This is a genomic window from Candidatus Abyssobacteria bacterium SURF_5 (assembly GCA_003598085.1).
Taxonomy (GTDB): Bacteria; Abyssobacteria; SURF-5; order SURF-5; family SURF-5; genus SURF-5.
On sequence record QZKU01000053.1, the window covers coordinates 22,318 to 37,646 of the forward strand.

At 54.9% G+C, this 15,329-nt stretch carries 16 protein-coding genes; all 16 read left to right on the forward strand.

The window, feature by feature from the left end:
- The first annotated feature begins 231 nt into the window (after positions 1-231).
- The 16 genes from C4520_07295 (at position 232) to lptB (ending at position 15,291) form a co-directional block, all read left to right on the forward strand.
- Positions 232-1,356, forward strand: a complete 1,125-nt coding sequence (locus tag C4520_07295) for a GNAT family N-acetyltransferase (protein RJP22824.1) — start codon at positions 232-234, stop codon at positions 1,354-1,356.
- Between the two features lie 218 nt (positions 1,357-1,574).
- Positions 1,575-2,324 carry a YebC/PmpR family DNA-binding transcriptional regulator gene (locus tag C4520_07300; GenBank protein ID RJP22825.1) on the forward strand — a complete coding sequence of 250 codons (750 nt, stop codon included), beginning with the start codon at positions 1,575-1,577 and terminating at the stop codon, positions 2,322-2,324.
- A 61-nt stretch (positions 2,325-2,385) separates the two neighbouring features.
- Positions 2,386-2,892 (forward strand): crossover junction endodeoxyribonuclease RuvC, encoded by a 507-nt coding sequence (gene ruvC, locus C4520_07305; GenBank protein RJP22826.1) that lies wholly within the window; start codon positions 2,386-2,388, stop codon positions 2,890-2,892.
- The gene (locus tag C4520_07310) at positions 2,889-3,524 is read left to right on the forward strand and encodes a hypothetical protein (protein RJP22827.1); all 636 of its coding nucleotides are present in this window, start codon (positions 2,889-2,891) and stop codon (positions 3,522-3,524) included. The genes ruvC and C4520_07310 overlap by 4 nt, the downstream gene beginning before the upstream one ends.
- Positions 3,525-3,532: 8 nt before the next feature.
- A complete protein-coding gene (gene ruvB, locus C4520_07315; protein RJP22828.1) occupies positions 3,533-4,558 on the forward strand; it encodes a Holliday junction branch migration DNA helicase RuvB in 1,026 nt (341 codons plus the stop codon).
- 79 nt (positions 4,559-4,637) lie between these two features.
- The gene (locus C4520_07320; protein ID RJP22829.1) at positions 4,638-5,195 is read left to right on the forward strand and encodes a hypothetical protein; all 558 of its coding nucleotides are present in this window, start codon (positions 4,638-4,640) and stop codon (positions 5,193-5,195) included.
- A 12-nt stretch (positions 5,196-5,207) separates the two neighbouring features.
- Positions 5,208-6,239, forward strand: coding sequence for a tRNA preQ1(34) S-adenosylmethionine ribosyltransferase-isomerase QueA (queA, locus tag C4520_07325; GenBank protein RJP22904.1), 1,032 nt, complete (start codon positions 5,208-5,210; stop codon positions 6,237-6,239).
- Between the two features lie 17 nt (positions 6,240-6,256).
- The gene (locus C4520_07330) at positions 6,257-7,384 is read left to right on the forward strand and encodes a tRNA guanosine(34) transglycosylase Tgt (protein ID RJP22830.1); all 1,128 of its coding nucleotides are present in this window, start codon (positions 6,257-6,259) and stop codon (positions 7,382-7,384) included.
- Positions 7,385-7,404: 20 nt separating this feature from the next.
- Positions 7,405-7,749 (forward strand): preprotein translocase subunit YajC, encoded by a 345-nt coding sequence (gene yajC, locus C4520_07335; GenBank protein ID RJP22831.1) that lies wholly within the window; start codon positions 7,405-7,407, stop codon positions 7,747-7,749.
- 148 nt (positions 7,750-7,897) lie between these two features.
- Complete coding sequence (gene secD, locus C4520_07340; protein RJP22832.1) at positions 7,898-10,546, forward strand: protein translocase subunit SecD; 2,649 nt, start codon at positions 7,898-7,900, stop codon at positions 10,544-10,546.
- A 7-nt stretch (positions 10,547-10,553) separates the two neighbouring features.
- Positions 10,554-11,432, forward strand: a complete 879-nt coding sequence (gene nadC / locus C4520_07345; GenBank protein ID RJP22833.1) for a carboxylating nicotinate-nucleotide diphosphorylase — start codon at positions 10,554-10,556, stop codon at positions 11,430-11,432.
- Between the two features lie 11 nt (positions 11,433-11,443).
- A complete protein-coding gene (locus C4520_07350; protein RJP22834.1) occupies positions 11,444-12,451 on the forward strand; it encodes a biotin--[acetyl-CoA-carboxylase] ligase in 1,008 nt (335 codons plus the stop codon).
- Positions 12,452-12,453: 2 nt separating this feature from the next.
- On the forward strand, positions 12,454-13,221 hold the full coding sequence (locus C4520_07355; GenBank protein RJP22835.1) for a type III pantothenate kinase: 768 nt from the start codon (positions 12,454-12,456) through the stop codon (positions 13,219-13,221).
- A gap of 95 nt (positions 13,222-13,316) precedes the next feature.
- Positions 13,317-13,967, forward strand: a complete 651-nt coding sequence (gene lptC, locus C4520_07360) for an LPS export ABC transporter periplasmic protein LptC (protein ID RJP22836.1) — start codon at positions 13,317-13,319, stop codon at positions 13,965-13,967.
- Complete coding sequence (locus tag C4520_07365; protein ID RJP22837.1) at positions 13,964-14,500, forward strand: hypothetical protein; 537 nt, start codon at positions 13,964-13,966, stop codon at positions 14,498-14,500. The genes lptC and C4520_07365 overlap by 4 nt, the downstream gene beginning before the upstream one ends.
- Positions 14,497-15,291, forward strand: a complete 795-nt coding sequence (gene lptB / locus C4520_07370) for an LPS export ABC transporter ATP-binding protein (protein RJP22838.1) — start codon at positions 14,497-14,499, stop codon at positions 15,289-15,291. Before C4520_07365 ends, lptB begins: the two co-directional genes overlap by 4 nt.
- The last annotated feature ends 38 nt before the right edge of the window (positions 15,292-15,329 follow it).

Consider the following 15,329-nt stretch of genomic DNA (forward strand, 5'->3'; position numbering starts at 1 on the left):
TTGATTCGCGACAACCGGAAGCTCTTTGCAAGCATCCCTTATCTTAGCCGAACATAAGCCCTGTTGTGTCTCATTGACTTTATGCTAATTTTATCGTCACTTGATTTGATTTCCTGTTTCACATATAATTAACCTATCGGTAATATTAAACCGGTTTCGTAATGCCAATCGTTTCTATCCAATCAGGAAACGTCGCTTGCTCCCATGCGATGGAAGGAGGCAGTGTGACTTATGCAGAAACCGGATGTCACGCCACTTAAGACTCATGAACAATTAGAAGACTTTCTGGAGCAGTGGGGAGTGCGGGAATATCGCCCGGGCGACGAAATCCAGATGAACGAGCTGTTCAACAAGATTTTTAACGAAAACCGATCGCTGGATTACTGGTACTGGAAATACACCGACACTCCGTGGTTTAAAGACAAAGTCATGGCCCTCAGAGAAGTCGACGGTAAAATTTTCGGGCAGTTCTGCAACGTAGGGGTGAAGTTCAAGGTCAAAGATTCCGAATACGTATTCGCACAAACGGTGGAGAACTGTGTCGACTTCGACCACTGGGGAAAAGGGATCATCAAATCCCTCTACTGCGGCGTCCTGGGCGTGGGGTACTTCTACAAGATTAATCTGGCAATGGGTTTTCCGAACGAAATGTACTATCCCATAGTGACATCGATCTTCAACAGCGTGGATCTCGTTTCGCTGCCGGTTTTTTTCTGCAGAACCACCTGGAGGTCTGCGGTCGAAAAACGCTTTTCTTCAGCGTTCTTGTCAGACCTGATCTCCGGTATCTCACGTCTGCTGATTCGTCTGCAACTGTTCTTTAAAAAGCCCATCCTGAAGAAGAACCTGAGGATAGAAGTGTCAAAGGATTTCGATGACGACTTCACCCTGCTCTGGAAATCCCTCGCGCCCTCCTTGGCGATTTGCGGCATTCGCGACAGGGAATATCTCGAGTGGCGCTACAAACGGAACCCACTCGCGATCTTTCACGTCCTCAAATGTTCCGACGAGCAAATGATGGTGGGATACGCAGTGCTTGCTGTTGAGGAATCGAAGTCAGGCCACCGCATCGGCCACATTATGGATATTTTCTGCTACGACTCAGAACGAGTCATCGGCTGTATTGTGAAAGCAGCTCTGCGATTCTTTCTGCGCAACCATGCCGACTACGTCAAGTGTGGTGTTCTCGAGCACGCGCCGCAGCACAAGGTATTGCGAAAATACGGTTTTTCTTTTCGCGGGGAGAAAAAACCGTTCGTTCTCCAAGAGGTTGACCCGGCGTTTCCACATTACGGATTTTTCGAGACCGCGCAGAATTGGTATCTTACTCTCGGCGATACTGATTTTCTGGGATAGCTAAAACTCGGAGGCGCCTCACCTCCCGGTCAATGCCCTGGTACATCACTCCGCTCGTCAATTTGCCTTCGAAACGCCGCCCAACCTCATTGAAAAACTCCGCCCTATCTGCTATAATTCAGCGTGAAAGATTGCTGTTATGGTGTGCATGACGGCGGTTTTGCGGCGCGTATGCCGTGGAGGCGGGTTTTTAAATCTCGTCGGAGGAAGGGACTTGTATGTCGGGTCATTCAAAATGGAGTAAAGTTAAGCACGTCAAGGCGAAAGAGGATGCCAAGCGAGGAAAGGTATTTTCGAAGCTCATCCGGGAACTGATGGTAGCGGCACGCGATGCCGGAGGCGACCCCGCATTCAACCCGCGCTTACGAACCATTATCGCCACCGCAAAAGCCGCGAATATGCCGAACGACAACATCGATCGCGCAATAAAGAAGGGAACCGGCGAACTCGGCGGCGCCTCGTTCGAGGAAATCACGTACGAAGGCTACGGGCCCGGCGGAATTGCGATCCTGGTGGACGTGCTGACCGACAACAAGAACCGAACCGTCTCGGAGATCAGGCACATCATGACTCGCAACAACGGCAACCTCGGCGAGACCGGCTGCGTCTCGTGGAATTTCGAGAAAAAGGGCCTGATCATGGTGGACGTCTCGAAGATTTCCGAGGAAAAACTGTTTGACGCCGCGCTTGAAGCGGGTGCCGAAGATATTCGTACCGAAGGCGATACCTATGAAATCGTGACGGCGGCAAATGATGTTATGGACATCAAGGATGCCTTGGAGGCCAAGCAAATCCCCATATCAAGCGCCGAACAGACAAAGTTGCCGAAAAGCACGGTGCAGGTGGACGGAAAAACGGCCGAGGCGGCTTTGAGGCTGGTGGATGCTCTCGAAGAGCACGACGACGTGCAGCACGTATACTCCAATTTCGATATCCCCGAAGAGATCATGGCCAAAATCGGAGCGTAGCGCGCTCCCGAAAGGCGGCTGCCCAATCGCTCATATTAAACGCGCGCCGACTTATAGAATTATGGGCATCGATCCGGGCCTTGCCGCGACCGGCTACGGCATCATTGAAACCTGCGGCCGCGTTCCCTCCCTCATCGAAGCCGGGGTCGTGCGTGCTCGCGCGAAAGACCCCCTCGAGAAACGACTTCTCGATTTGTTCACTGGAACAACCGAGATCATCGCCGAATTTGAGCCCACCGTCGTCGTAATAGAGGAACTCTACAGCACGTATGCGCACCCGCGTACTGCTATCATGATGGGACACGCTCGCGGAGCGATTTTTACGGCGGCGGCATCACGAGGCCTTCCCGTCGTCAGTTATGCGTCAACCCGCATCAAAAATTCGCTAACCGGTCACGGCAGGGCCAGCAAGGAACAGGTCCAGAAAATGGTTCAGCATGCATTCGGGCTGCCCGAACTGCCGAATCCGCCCGATGTGGCCGATGCCCTCGCCGTCGCTCTATGTCATCATAACGCGCTCCTGCACCAACTTCAGGCCCGCGGCGCCGCCGCGCGGAGAGGCCGATGATTGCGAGAATTACAGGAAAATTGATTGGGCTGCGAGAAGACCGGGCGACGGTCGAGCATAATGGGATCGCCTATGACCTGTTGATCCCAAGCGCCTCAATGCACCGGTTGCGCGAACTGCGCGGAAAACAAGCCGTTTTCTATACGTTCCACTACCTCGAAGGCGGCATGGGCGTCTCCAACGCGATCCCGCGTCTGGCTGGATTCTCCTGCGAACTTGACCGGGAATTCTTCGAGAAGCTGATCACGGTGCCCGGAATGGGAATCAAGGGGGCGCTCAAGGCCATGTCGGCGCCGGTGCAGTCGATAGCGCGCGCAATAGAAGGCAAAGATGTCGCGGCTCTGTGCTCGCTTCCCGGCATTGGCAGGCGCACAGCGGAAAAGGTCATCGCGGAACTCAATGGAAAACTGGCCAAATTCGCCCTCATCCGTGATGAAGGGGTGGTAAGCGGCCCCGTCGAAGAACCCGACTTCAAGGATGAGGTCGTCGAGGTGCTTCTGCAGCTCGGCTATTCCACCGGTGAAGCAGACGTGCTGCTCCGGCAGGCGCTCGGTTTGGGCGAACGTATAGAGACGGCAGAAGAAATGATCCAGTTGATCTTCAAACAACTCCACGGAAAGAAAGAAAAGTAACCCCCAAAATGACGCGCGAGCGAATCGTGGACGGCCGGCCGGTTTCACCGGTCGACGAGACGTTTAATTGGAGCCTGCGTCCGAAAACGCTTTCGGACTACATCGGGCAGAAGCTCGTGATCGAGAAGCTGAACATCTCGATACAGGCGTCGAAAGCGCGAGGGGAGCCGCACGAGCACGTCCTCTTTTATGGTCCGCCCGGCCTCGGCAAAACCACGCTTGCAAACATCATCGCGAACGAGATGGAAACGAAGCTGGTGGCAACCTCCGGGCCGGCCCTCGAGCGCACCGGAGACCTGATGGGGCTCCTCACGAACCTCGAAACGGGCGATGTCCTCTTCATTGACGAAATCCATCGGCTGCCGCGCATCATCGAGGAGTTCATCTATCCCGCGATGGAGGATTTCCAAGTCGATTTCCTGGTGGATAAAGGAGCTTTCGCAAAGACGATCAAGGTGCAGCTCAAGCGCTTTACGCTGGTTGGCGCGACCACGCGTGCCGGCTTCCTCACCGCGCCATTCAGGGAACGGTTTGGTATCTATCACTATTTGGATTTTTATCCGCCCGATGAGATCGCGCTGATCATCGAGCGCTCTGCGCGCATTCTCGGAATCGAAATAGATCAAGCGGCTATAGCCCAGGTGGCGGAGCGCTCCAGAGGCACACCGCGCGTGGCGAACCGGCTGCTGAGGCGCGTGCGCGATTTCGCCGACGTCAGACACGACGGGCGGGTGAACGAGCGCGTGGCTGTCGAGGCGCTCGAGCTCGAAGGAATAGACAGAAGAGGACTTGACGAACTTGACCGCAAGTTCCTGAATATAATCATCAAGCACTACAGCGGCGGCCCCGTCGGAATAACCGCGCTCTCGGCGTCATTAAATGAAGAGGTGGATACCCTGGAGGATATGGTCGAGCCTTACCTGCTGAAAATCGGATTTCTTCAGCGCACTCGGCAGGGAAGAGTTGCGACCGGAAACGCCTTTGAGCATCTTGGACATAAGAAAGACGGAACACAACAGAAGGAACTTTTTTAGATTTGCCGGGTTCGCAGCCTGATAACAATCACCCCTTTAAGCCGTTCCTCGTTTTATCTGTAATTGGAATTTTTCACCTATGAAGCTTTTACTCCACATCTGTTGCGGCCCCTGCGCCACCTATCCGGCCGCCGCCCTGCTCGAAGCGGGACATGAAGTTTCCGGATTCTTCTACAACCCAAACATTCACCCGCTGGCTGAATACAACCTGCGACTGACCTCGGCACGCTCACTGCTCACTCACATGAATATCCCGGCGATCATCGCCGAAGAATACGACATCGAAGAGTACTTCAGGGCGGTCGCCTATCGCGAGCGGAATCGATGCGCGGCCTGTTACTATCTGCGGCTTAAAAAAGCCGCCGAACATGCGCGCTCGCGGAATCTCGATGCATTTTCAACGTCTTTGCTGGTCAGCCCATATCAGAAACACGATCTGATCAGGGAAATCGGGCGGAACATTGGGCTGGAGTGCGCAATCGAGTTCTATTATGAGGATTTTCGGCCCGGCTGGCCGCAGACGCGGCGACTGTCACGTCAATTGGAGTTATATCGCCAGAAGTATTGCGGCTGCATCTATAGTGAGCGCGAGCGGTTCCTCTCTTCGGAATCCGGTTCCGGGTCACAAAACCTTTAAACGAAATTCATGCTGAAACTTTCCGACTTCGATTATGAGCTTCCGCAGGAGCTGATCGCGCAGCATCCGCGCCAGACCAGAGGGCAGTCGCGCCTGATGGTGATCAATCGTTCCGATGGCTCGATTCGTGTGGGAACGTTCAACGACATCCTCACATATCTCCAACCGGGCGACGCTCTCGTTCTGAACGACACAAAGGTGTTCCCTGCGCGCCTGAGAGCCCGGAAATCGTCGACCGGCGCCGCAATCGAGTTGCTCTTGCTCAACGAGGTGAAGCCGGGCGAATGGGAAGCTCTCGTTCGGCCGGGAAGACGCGTAGAGGTGGGCACCCGGCTCTCCCTTATCGGCGCGCGGCAGGCGGATACAGTGGAGGTCGCTGCGGATTGCGGAAAGACCAAAATCCTTCGGTTTTACGTCGAAGACGTCAGGAGGCTGTGCTGGAGAATCGGTGAAATCCCGTTGCCGCCATATATCAAACGCAGGACGGAACCCGCGGATCATGCAAGATATCAAACAGTCTTCGCGAAACGGGTCGGCGCCGCCGCCGCGCCGACGGCGGGCCTTCACTTCACCACCGAACTTCTGAAGGAACTTCGTGATCGCGATGTCCAACTCGAGTATGTCACGCTCCACATCGGACTAGGGACCTTTCAACCGCTCGAATACGAAGAAGTCGAGAAGAACATGCTCCACCAGGAAGCCTATGCGCTGACGGAAAAAACGGCCAGCCGCCTCAACGAGGCCAGGAAACGGAAAAAGAAAATAGTGGCCGTGGGAACGACAACGCTCAGACTGCTTGAGACCGTGGTAAATGAGAACTGCCTGTTTGAACCAAAAAATGGATTTTCCGACATATTCATCTATCCCGGACACACATGCAGATCGGCCGACGCGCTGGTGACCAATTTCCATCTGCCCCGAAGCTCGCTCCTGCTGCTGGTGAGCGCGTTTGCCGGACGCGACCTCATATTGCGCGCGTACAAAAGGGCCATCCAGGAACGCTTCTTGTTTTACAGCTACGGCGATGCAATGCTGATCCTCTGAAACAACTCCCTTGGAAAATGAAAGAAGACTTTGCCTTTCAGATTTTAAAAACCGACAGCCGCACGAGGGCGCGCGCAGGCAGATTTATTACGCCGCATGGCGCAGTTGATACGCCACAATTTATGCCGGTGGGCACCCAGGCAACGGTGAAAACGCTCACCTCTGAAGACCTGCACCTGCTGGGCGCCCAGATCATCCTGAGCAACACCTATCACCTCTATTTGCGGCCCGGCCATCAGATCATTCAGGCGGCCGGCGGATTACATTCTTTTATGAACTGGCCCAAACCGATCCTGACCGACAGCGGCGGATTCCAGGTCTTCAGCCTCGCGGAACTGAACAAGGTGACCGAGGACGGCGTCCATTTTCAGTCCCACATCGACGGTTCCCGCCACTTCTTTACGCCTGAATTATGCATGGAAATCCAGAATGCCCTCGGCGCCGATATCATCATGGTCTTTGACGAATGCCTCCCGTACCCGGTGGAGAAAGACTACGCCCGCTCTTCGCTCCAGCTCACTCTCCAGTGGGCGCAACGATGCAAGGCCGCTCATAACAATCGCCGGCAGGCCCTGTTTGGGATTGTACAAGGGGCGACTTTTCACGATCTGCGCATTGAAGCGGCCCGGCGTCTGGTTGACATGGATTTCCCGGGATACGCCGTTGGCGGGTTGAGCGTCGGCGAAACACCGCAGACGATGTACGAGATACTCGATTACACCGTCGAGGAGTTGCCGCCGCAAAAACCAAGGTACCTGATGGGAAGCGGTCCGCCCGCGGATATATTTGAAGCGGTTGAACGCGGCATCGATATGTTTGACTGCGTTATGCCCACCCGCAACGCGCGCAATGCCTCGCTGATGACATCGCAGGGTGTCGTCATCGTGAAGAATGCGGAATACGCCTCGGATTTTTCGCCGCTCGACTCCGAATGCGACTGCCTCACCTGCCGAAATTATACCCGCGCATATCTGCGTCATTTGTTCAAAGCGGGTGAGATAACGGCCATGCGGCTGGCCACTTTACATAATGTTCGTTTTATGGTAACATTACTTGATAATATTCGCTCGGCAATCCTTTCAGACAGCTACAGCGAATTTAAGCGTTCTTTCCTGGAAAAATATCAGCGCAAAGTTCGTCCTTAACCCATTTTGAGAGAGAATCGATGACCTTAGGCCTGTTTCAATCACTTGCATACGCACAAGGAAACGAGGGGGGCGTCACCTCCCCCATAGGCGGATTCCTGTTTCCACTCATCCTGATGTTCATCATCTTCTACTTCCTGCTGATCCGGCCGCAGTCAAGAAAGCAGAAGCAGCATCAGGAGATGTTGAGGAATCTGAAAAAAGGCGACAAGGTTATAACCTCGGGCGGCCTGTACGGTGTTGTGGTAAAGGTCAGCGAGAAGGATGTTATTATCGAGGTGGCCGAAAAGGTGAATCTCCGGTTTACTCTCGGCGCCATAGCGACGGTGAGAGAAAGGGAGGAAACCGAGAAAAAAGGATCGTAAAAGCAGATAATATCCCTGCTCTATTATCCGCATACGTTGTGCGACTAAGACGATCCTGACGTTTGATGGGAGCAGGGTTTCGTTTTACCGGAAGCACGTCCTGCCCTTGAAACGTGACGCTGTCCGGTCTTTCTTTTGGAGGGATTCCATGCGCAAGAAATTAGGCTGGCGATTCGGCATTATCATCGCGGCCGTCCTGCTGACGTTCTGGTATATCTATCCGACATTCAAATGGGCCTCGCTTGACAAGTCAGAGCGAGAAGCTCTGATGGATCAATACCGGCTCTACGACTCCGAGCATCCGAATCCAAGCTTTGGCGAAGAGATAGGGACATACTTCAAACGCTGGTATCAGGGCGACAAGACGAAAGCCCTGAACCTGGGGCTGGATCTCCAGGGTGGCATGCACCTTGTGCTGCAGGTGGATTCCGATGCGGCGATTACCAACGAACTCGTCCGCCTCAAGAATAACTTGCGCAAATATTTTATTGATAACGGCGTCATCGTCGGCTCGATGACAGTCCAGAACCAGCGGATTGTCATCCCTCTCTCCGGCTCGTCCAGCGCCGAGGTGGAAAAAGCCGTCGATGACTTCGCCGAAAACCTTCTCAATGTAACCGCATTTGAAAACAGGGTCCTGGTTTCCCTCCCTGAGGATCGCGTCGAAGGCATTCGGTCGATGTCGGTCAAGCAAGCGCTCGAGACCATCCGCAATCGCATTGATGAGTTCGGAGTGGCCGAGCCGATCATTCAACGGCAGGGAGATGACCGCATCGTCGTGCAACTGCCGGGTGTGGAGGATCCGGATCGGGTAAAGGATCTTCTGGGAAGGACCGCGCAGCTTTCTTTTCATATCGTCGTCGCCGGTCCGGCGCCCAGAGAGAATCTGCTTGCGCAGTATAACCAGAATCTCCCATCAAATACCTTCCTTGCTCCGCTCCGCGGCCAGCGCGAGCGCGGCCAGGAGCTTTATTATTTGCTCCAGCGCGAGGCGCCGGTTACGGGAGCCGACCTGACGGATGCCCGCATCAGCCAGGACGAACTCGGCGCTCCGGCGGTGAACTTCCAGCTTAACAGGGCCGGAGGGGTCGCCTTCGGAAAACTGACCGAGGCAAATATCAATAAGCAGCTCGCCATCGTGCTCGATGAGGAGGTCGAATCGGCGCCCACTATCCGCTCGCGCATTACGACTAACGGGCAAATTACCGGCAGCTTCACCCCGCAAGAGGTGGAAGACCTCGCCATCGCTCTCCGATCGGGCGCCTTGCCTGCGCCGGTGAACATCATTGAACAGCGAACGGTCGGACCGACTCTCGGGATCGAATCCATCAACGAGGGATTCAAAGCCGCGGTATTAAGCCTGATCATAGTCAGCCTGTTCATGATTGTCTACTATCGAACGGCCGGGGCCATCGCCGACCTGGCGCTTTTCATGAACATCTTCATGCTGCTGGCATTCCTTTCCTATTTCCGGGCCACCCTCACGCTGCCCGGCATCGGCGGCCTCATTCTCACGATCGGCATGGCGGTGGACGCAAATGTGCTCGTCTTCGAGCGGATCCGCGAAGAATTGAAGAAGGGCAAAACACTACGCTCGGCCGTGGACACGGGATATTCGAAGGCTTTCCTTACCATCCTCGATGCCAACGTCACGACGTTGATAACCGGCGCCGTCCTCTTCCAGTTTGGGACAGGGCCCGTCAGAGGATTTGCGGTCGTCCTGTGCGTCGGCATTCTCATCAGCATGTTCACCGCTCTGTTTGTTACACGAACGATCTTCAACCTGCTCACCCAGCGCAAATGGCTCAAGAAAATCAACATGATGCAAGTGATGGGTGAGACACACCTCGCCTTTATTCCCAGAAGATTTGTCGCAATAGGAGTTTCACTCGTTGCAATTGTAATCGGCATGGGAACGTTCGCCGTGCGCGGCGACGACAATTTCGGAATCGACTTCACCCAGGGCACGATCCTGCAGGTACGCTTCGATAACCCGGTAACAACGGGCGAAGTACGCAACGCGCTGACGAGCGGCGGACTCGGTGAAACCATTGTGCAACAATATGGCAGCCCAAGGGATATCCTCATTCGCACATCGCTCGAATCGGTTAATGGCGACCAAAGCGAAGAGAAAGGAACCGCCGCCCTTGTCGGCGAGAAGATCGAGGAAATCCTGCGGCAAAACCTGAATAACCCATTCGAGGTCGAGCGGACGGAAGAGGTGGGCGCGGCAATGAGCGCAGACCTGCGCAATAAGGCGGTGCTTTCCATCCTTTACTCGGCAATCGGCATCCTCATCTATATCTCACTGCGATTCGAATTTAGATTTGCGCTCGGAGCGGTGGTTGCAGTCTTCCACGATGTCCTCATCACCATGGGGGCGCTCGCCCTTGCCGGCAGAGAAATTCAACTGCCGGTCGTGGCGGCCTTGCTTACTATCTTCGGTTATTCAATCAACGACACCATCGTCGTCTTTGACCGCATCCGGGAGAACATGCGCCTGAGGCGCGGACAGGATTTCAAGAAACTGGTCGACAGCAGTATCAATGAAACGCTTTCGCGCACCATTATCACAGCTCTGACCACCATGTTTGCCGTCGTTGTTCTTTATTTCGTCGGAAGCGAGGTCACGCGCGATTTCGCTTTTGCCCTCTTCTTCGGAATCGCTGTGGGAACATATTCCTCCATCTTCATAGCAAGCCCAATCCTGATTTTCTGGCAGGACCTTTTCGGGCGGGGCCGATTGCGCTCCACGGAGCAGAAGCCTCAGAAAAGAAAAAACGCACTGAAGGTCTAGAATTTGAATGAATCTTCTGCAGGTAAGCCAGATAATCGATCAGGCGCTCTCCGAGGACATAGGCGCCGGTGATCTTACCACCGATTCGGTCATTGCGCCCGACGCCCTGGCGACCGGTGAAATCATCTGCCGCGCCGCGGGAGTCGCCGCCGGCATCCCGATAGCAGGTCTCTGTTTCCGGCGGCTCGATTCGCGCATCACCTTCGAGCAGCTTGTTGATGACGGCGCCAGGGTCACCCGCAATCGCGTTCTCGCGCGCATCTCGGGATCCGCCCAGCCCATCTTGAAGGCGGAACGAGTCGCATTGAACTTTATTCAGCGGCTATCCGGTATCGCGACGCTCACTGCGCGATACGTTGCCGCCGTCAGTGATTATCCGGTCAAAATCCTCGATACCCGCAAAACGACCCCCGGCCTGCGAGTGCTTGAAAAATATGCGGTCCGCGCCGGCGGCGGGTTCAACCACAGATTCGCACTGTTCGACGGCATCCTCATTAAGGATAACCACCTGATCTTTCAGCACGAAGACGGCTCGCAAAGCGGCTCCAATCAGATCGAGAGAGCGGTTGCTCGCGCCAAACGTCTGGCGGGCCACCTTCGTAAGATCGAAGTCGAAGCGGAAACCCTCGACCAGGTCAAACAGGCGCTTCGAGCCGGCGCCGATGCGATTCTGCTGGACAATATGGATGTTGCTACGCTTGCCAAGGCGGTGGAAATCACCCGGAATTCGCGCCGACCGGTAATCCTGGAGGCATCCGGCAACGTCTCTTTGAGTAACATCAAGAAGATAGCCGCCGCCGGAGTCGACGTTATCTCAATCGGCGCGCTTACTCATTCCGCCCCCGCCCTGGATGTCTCTCTCGAGCTTCAATCCGTCGTGGGATAGTCTGCAACCATATGGAGAAACAAATCCTGCAAATGCTGCGTCAACATGGCGACGCCTATGTTTCCGGGCAGATGATGAGCCGCGAGCTCGGCGTCTCGCGCACCATGGTCTGGAAGACGATCGAGGCGCTGCGAAAGCAGGGATTTGTCATTGATTCCTCGGCTAACCGGGGATATAAACTCGTAAGAGGCCCGAATAAGCTCCTTGGCTTCGCTCTCGAAGTCGGATTGAATACGAAGGCGATCGGCAAGTCGATTGTTTCTTTCGATTCGATACCGTCTACGATAGACGCCGCCGGCTCGCTCGCCGCAGGAGGCGCGGAGGAGGGAACTGTCGTCGTGGCTGAATCGCAAACAGGAGGTCGCGGTCGACTGGGGCGCGCGTGGAGCTCCCCGCGCGGCGCCGGCATCTGGACCTCGATTATCCTGCGGCCGCCGATCCCGCCGCGAGATGCGCCGAAACTGACGCTGCTTGCCGCCGTTGCGGTCGCCGCCGTTTTGCAGGAAACCTATCACATCGACGCCCGGATCAAATGGCCGAACGACGTCATCGTCAATAACAGGAAAATCTGTGGCGCGCTCACCGAGCTTGTCGCAGAGCAGGATCAAGTAAAGTATGCCATCGTCAGCTTCGGCCTCAATGTCAACCAGATTCCTTCCACGTTCCCGCCCGATGTCGCCGATCTGGCCACATCGATGAGAATGGAGACCGGAAAACGGCTCGAACGGGCAGAGGTATTCACGCACGTCATGAGCGAGCTCGACCGTCTGTATCTCACCTTCAGACAGGATAACGGGATCGATATCATGAATCGCTGGCGAGCGCGTTCCTGCACGCTGGGCAAACAGGTAACCGTCCGTTTGCGTGATGAACTGGTGGAAGGAATCGCACGCGATCTCGCTGAGGACGGTTCGCTGGTTGTCGAAGTCGCCGGCGGACGGCTGCGGCACATTTCCTATGGTGATGTCACGATACTGCGTGATATGAAAAACGGCGAAAGCCGGGAGAAGGAGCGATAGTTATGTTGCTCGTCCTCGACGTTGGAAACACACAGACAGTTCTGGGCGTCTATGAGGATAGCCGCCTGCGCGTCAGCTGGCGCATTTCAACTGATATCCGCAAGTCGAGCGATGAGTTCTGGGTCATTCTGCGCAGTCTCTTCAGGGAATCCGATCTGGACACCGGCCTCATCGACGGAGTATGCATCTCTTCTGTCGTCCCGCCCCTGCAGAGCATGCTCGAGGAGGTCTGCGACAAGTACTTTAAGACCGAGCCTGTCGTCGTCGAGCCGGGCATCAAGACCGGGCTATCCATTTTATACGACAACCCGCGCGAGGTCGGAGCCGACAGAATCGTCAATTCGGTCGCCGGCATCAGCCTGTACGGCTGCCCCCTGATCATCGTGGATTTCGGCACTGCCACCACCTTCGATGCGGTCTCCGGCAAGGCGCAGTATCTGGGAGGAGCGATATTCCCCGGCATCGGAATATCGGCCGAGGCGCTGTTTCAAAGAACGGCCAAACTTCCCCGAGTCGAATTGGTCGCCCCGAAAACGGTTATCGGCAAAGACACCGCTTCCAGCATCAAATCCGGCATGATATTCGGGTATGCCGAAATGGTGGATGGGATGGTGCGGCGGATTAAGAAAGAAATGGAAGGAGCGCCGAAAGTGATCGCCACAGGCGGTCTTTCGGCGGTAATAGCAGAGCATTCTCAGGAAATTGAAACCGTCGATCCTTTACTGACGCTGGAAGGCTTGCGGATCATTTTCGCCAAGAACAGGGGCTGAAGAGAACTTGTAATGCCGAGTTCAACGCCGTCTCATCAATATTGCCCACAGCGGTCAGCCATGCGCTCTTGTTCTCTATAGAACGCTCTCGTAGGATGTGTCCCGGTTTATATCAAGTCGTCCTCCTGAGGTCCGTCTCGCTTGCTAAAGCTAAAGCCATTGTTTACAATAAGCTCATGGCAAAAATACTGTCGATCGCAAGTATAATTTTAAGCGCGGCATTGGCGCCGACTTTTGCGACGTGCGGAAATGCGCCCGACAAATTGGCCGCTGAATCGACCGAAGTCGCCCCCGGCGACAACAGCATGCAGGAACTGGCGCAGGAACTAAGCAATATCAAGTACACCCAGAACAAGGACGGCAGATTGCAATGGGAATTGACGGCGGCCGGCGCTCAACAGGCGCTTGACGGGCCGGCCAAACTCCAGCAAGTTAAGATCACCTATTTCTCCGCCAACGGGAAAACGACGGTAGTGACCGGCGATGCCGGAACTTACGACACCGCCACGAATTCCGCGCAGTTGCTCGGAAATGTGTTGGTGAGTAGTTCTGACGGAATGTCTCTTTCCACTGATAGTCTGCAGTGGGATCAAAAAACCGAATTGTTGTCAGGCAGCGGAGAGGTCCGAATTTCCCGCGACCAATCCGTAGTGAGGGGAAGAGGATTTGAGTTGTCACCTGAGGACGAAAGTCTTAAGATATTTGAGGTGAACGGCGTCATCCACAAGAAGGAGATGAATTTATGAGGATCCGCCTTTGGGTGGGAGTGTTCGGCTTCCTGATGCTCTTTCTGTCGCAGGCAGCCGCTGCGGCAGAACAGAAGCAAACGGACGCGCCTGCAGATGCGGTTTTGCCGGAAATCGAAGAGTTTCGCCTGATTCACGCGGAAACGATGACTCTGACACGGCAGAAATCCAAACCGCAGGTGTTCGAGGGCGATGTTGACATTATTATGACGGATGAGGCCGGAAATGAAACGCAAATTCAGGCCCAGAAAATCACCATCTATTATAAACAGGATCAGAAAAAACTCGACCGAATGGAGGCCGAGGGACAGGTCAAAATTAAACGCGCCGGCACCGTGGCCACCACCGAACTGGCGGTATATCGGGGAGACAGCGACTTGATAGAGCTTCTGATTGATCCTCATGTGAAAGATGCGCGCGGAGAGGTAATTGCAAATAAGATATCCATCTTTATGAAAACAGACGAAGTCGTCGCCACAGGTAATGTGAGAGGCCTTCTCCATCCAAAAACCTTTGAACAAGCATCCAAATGAACGTCTCTTCAAAAGCATCCCTCGTCGCCACATCACTTGTCAAGCGTTTTAAGAAGCGAACGGTGGTGAATTCGGTCTCGCTCGAACTGCGTTCGGGCGAAATAGTCGGCCTGCTTGGACCGAATGGAGCCGGAAAGACCACCACCTTCAATATGGTCATCGGGCTGACCACGCCCGACGGCGGCGATATCTTCTTGAATGGCCGCGTAATCACGCGAGATCCCATATACAAGCGAGCGCGCATGGGCATCGGCTACCTCCCGCAGGAATCCTCGGTTTTCCGAAAGCTGACCGTCGAGCAAAACCTCCTTGCCATCCTGGAATATTCCGATATCTCTTACCGCCAGAGGCGCGAGCGTACGGACGCGCTCCTTCACGAGTACTCGCTCGCTCACCTCTCCAAGCAGCCTGCCTACACACTCTCCGGCGGAGAACGAAGAAGACTTGAAATATGCCGCTCGCTCATCAATTCTCCCCTTTTTATCATGCTCGACGAACCATTCTCCGGCGTCGATCCCATCTCGGTCGCCGGCCTGCAGGAGCTGATCATCAAACTCAGAAACAGCGGCATCGGCATTCTGCTGACCGACCACAGTGTGCGCGAAACCCTGGAGGTAGTCGATCGCGCCTACCTTATCTATGAAGGGCGGGTGGAAGTCTCAGGCACCTCGAATGAGCTGGTAACCAATCAGCGAGCGCGCAAACTGTACCTGGGGGAACGATTCGAATTTCAGGCGCCGGCGAGCCGGAGCGACCTTTGGCAGTACCGGCCCAAAAAACCCGAAAAATAGGGTTCTCCCCTGTTCTTTATTACCTCACTCTGCAACCG

What these genes read in the sequence shown, in the direction of transcription:
- C4520_07295 (RJP22824.1), top strand. Translation starts at nt 232, where the DNA reads ATGCAGAAACCGGATGTCACGCCACTTAAGACTCATGAACAATTAGAA.
- C4520_07300 (RJP22825.1), top strand. Translation starts at nt 1,575, where the DNA reads ATGTCGGGTCATTCAAAATGGAGTAAAGTTAAGCACGTCAAGGCGAAA.
- ruvC (RJP22826.1), top strand. Translation starts at nt 2,386, where the DNA reads ATGGGCATCGATCCGGGCCTTGCCGCGACCGGCTACGGCATCATTGAA.
- C4520_07310 (RJP22827.1), top strand. Translation starts at nt 2,889, where the DNA reads ATGATTGCGAGAATTACAGGAAAATTGATTGGGCTGCGAGAAGACCGG.
- ruvB (RJP22828.1), top strand. Translation starts at nt 3,533, where the DNA reads ATGACGCGCGAGCGAATCGTGGACGGCCGGCCGGTTTCACCGGTCGAC.
- C4520_07320 (RJP22829.1), top strand. Translation starts at nt 4,638, where the DNA reads ATGAAGCTTTTACTCCACATCTGTTGCGGCCCCTGCGCCACCTATCCG.
- C4520_07330 (RJP22830.1), top strand. Translation starts at nt 6,257, where the DNA reads ATGAAAGAAGACTTTGCCTTTCAGATTTTAAAAACCGACAGCCGCACG.
- yajC (RJP22831.1), top strand. Translation starts at nt 7,405, where the DNA reads ATGACCTTAGGCCTGTTTCAATCACTTGCATACGCACAAGGAAACGAG.
- secD (RJP22832.1), top strand. Translation starts at nt 7,898, where the DNA reads ATGCGCAAGAAATTAGGCTGGCGATTCGGCATTATCATCGCGGCCGTC.
- nadC (RJP22833.1), top strand. Translation starts at nt 10,554, where the DNA reads ATGAATCTTCTGCAGGTAAGCCAGATAATCGATCAGGCGCTCTCCGAG.
- C4520_07350 (RJP22834.1), top strand. Translation starts at nt 11,444, where the DNA reads ATGGAGAAACAAATCCTGCAAATGCTGCGTCAACATGGCGACGCCTAT.
- C4520_07355 (RJP22835.1), top strand. Translation starts at nt 12,454, where the DNA reads ATGTTGCTCGTCCTCGACGTTGGAAACACACAGACAGTTCTGGGCGTC.
- lptC (RJP22836.1), top strand. Translation starts at nt 13,317, where the DNA reads ATGTGTCCCGGTTTATATCAAGTCGTCCTCCTGAGGTCCGTCTCGCTT.
- C4520_07365 (RJP22837.1), top strand. Translation starts at nt 13,964, where the DNA reads ATGAGGATCCGCCTTTGGGTGGGAGTGTTCGGCTTCCTGATGCTCTTT.
- lptB (RJP22838.1), top strand. Translation starts at nt 14,497, where the DNA reads ATGAACGTCTCTTCAAAAGCATCCCTCGTCGCCACATCACTTGTCAAG.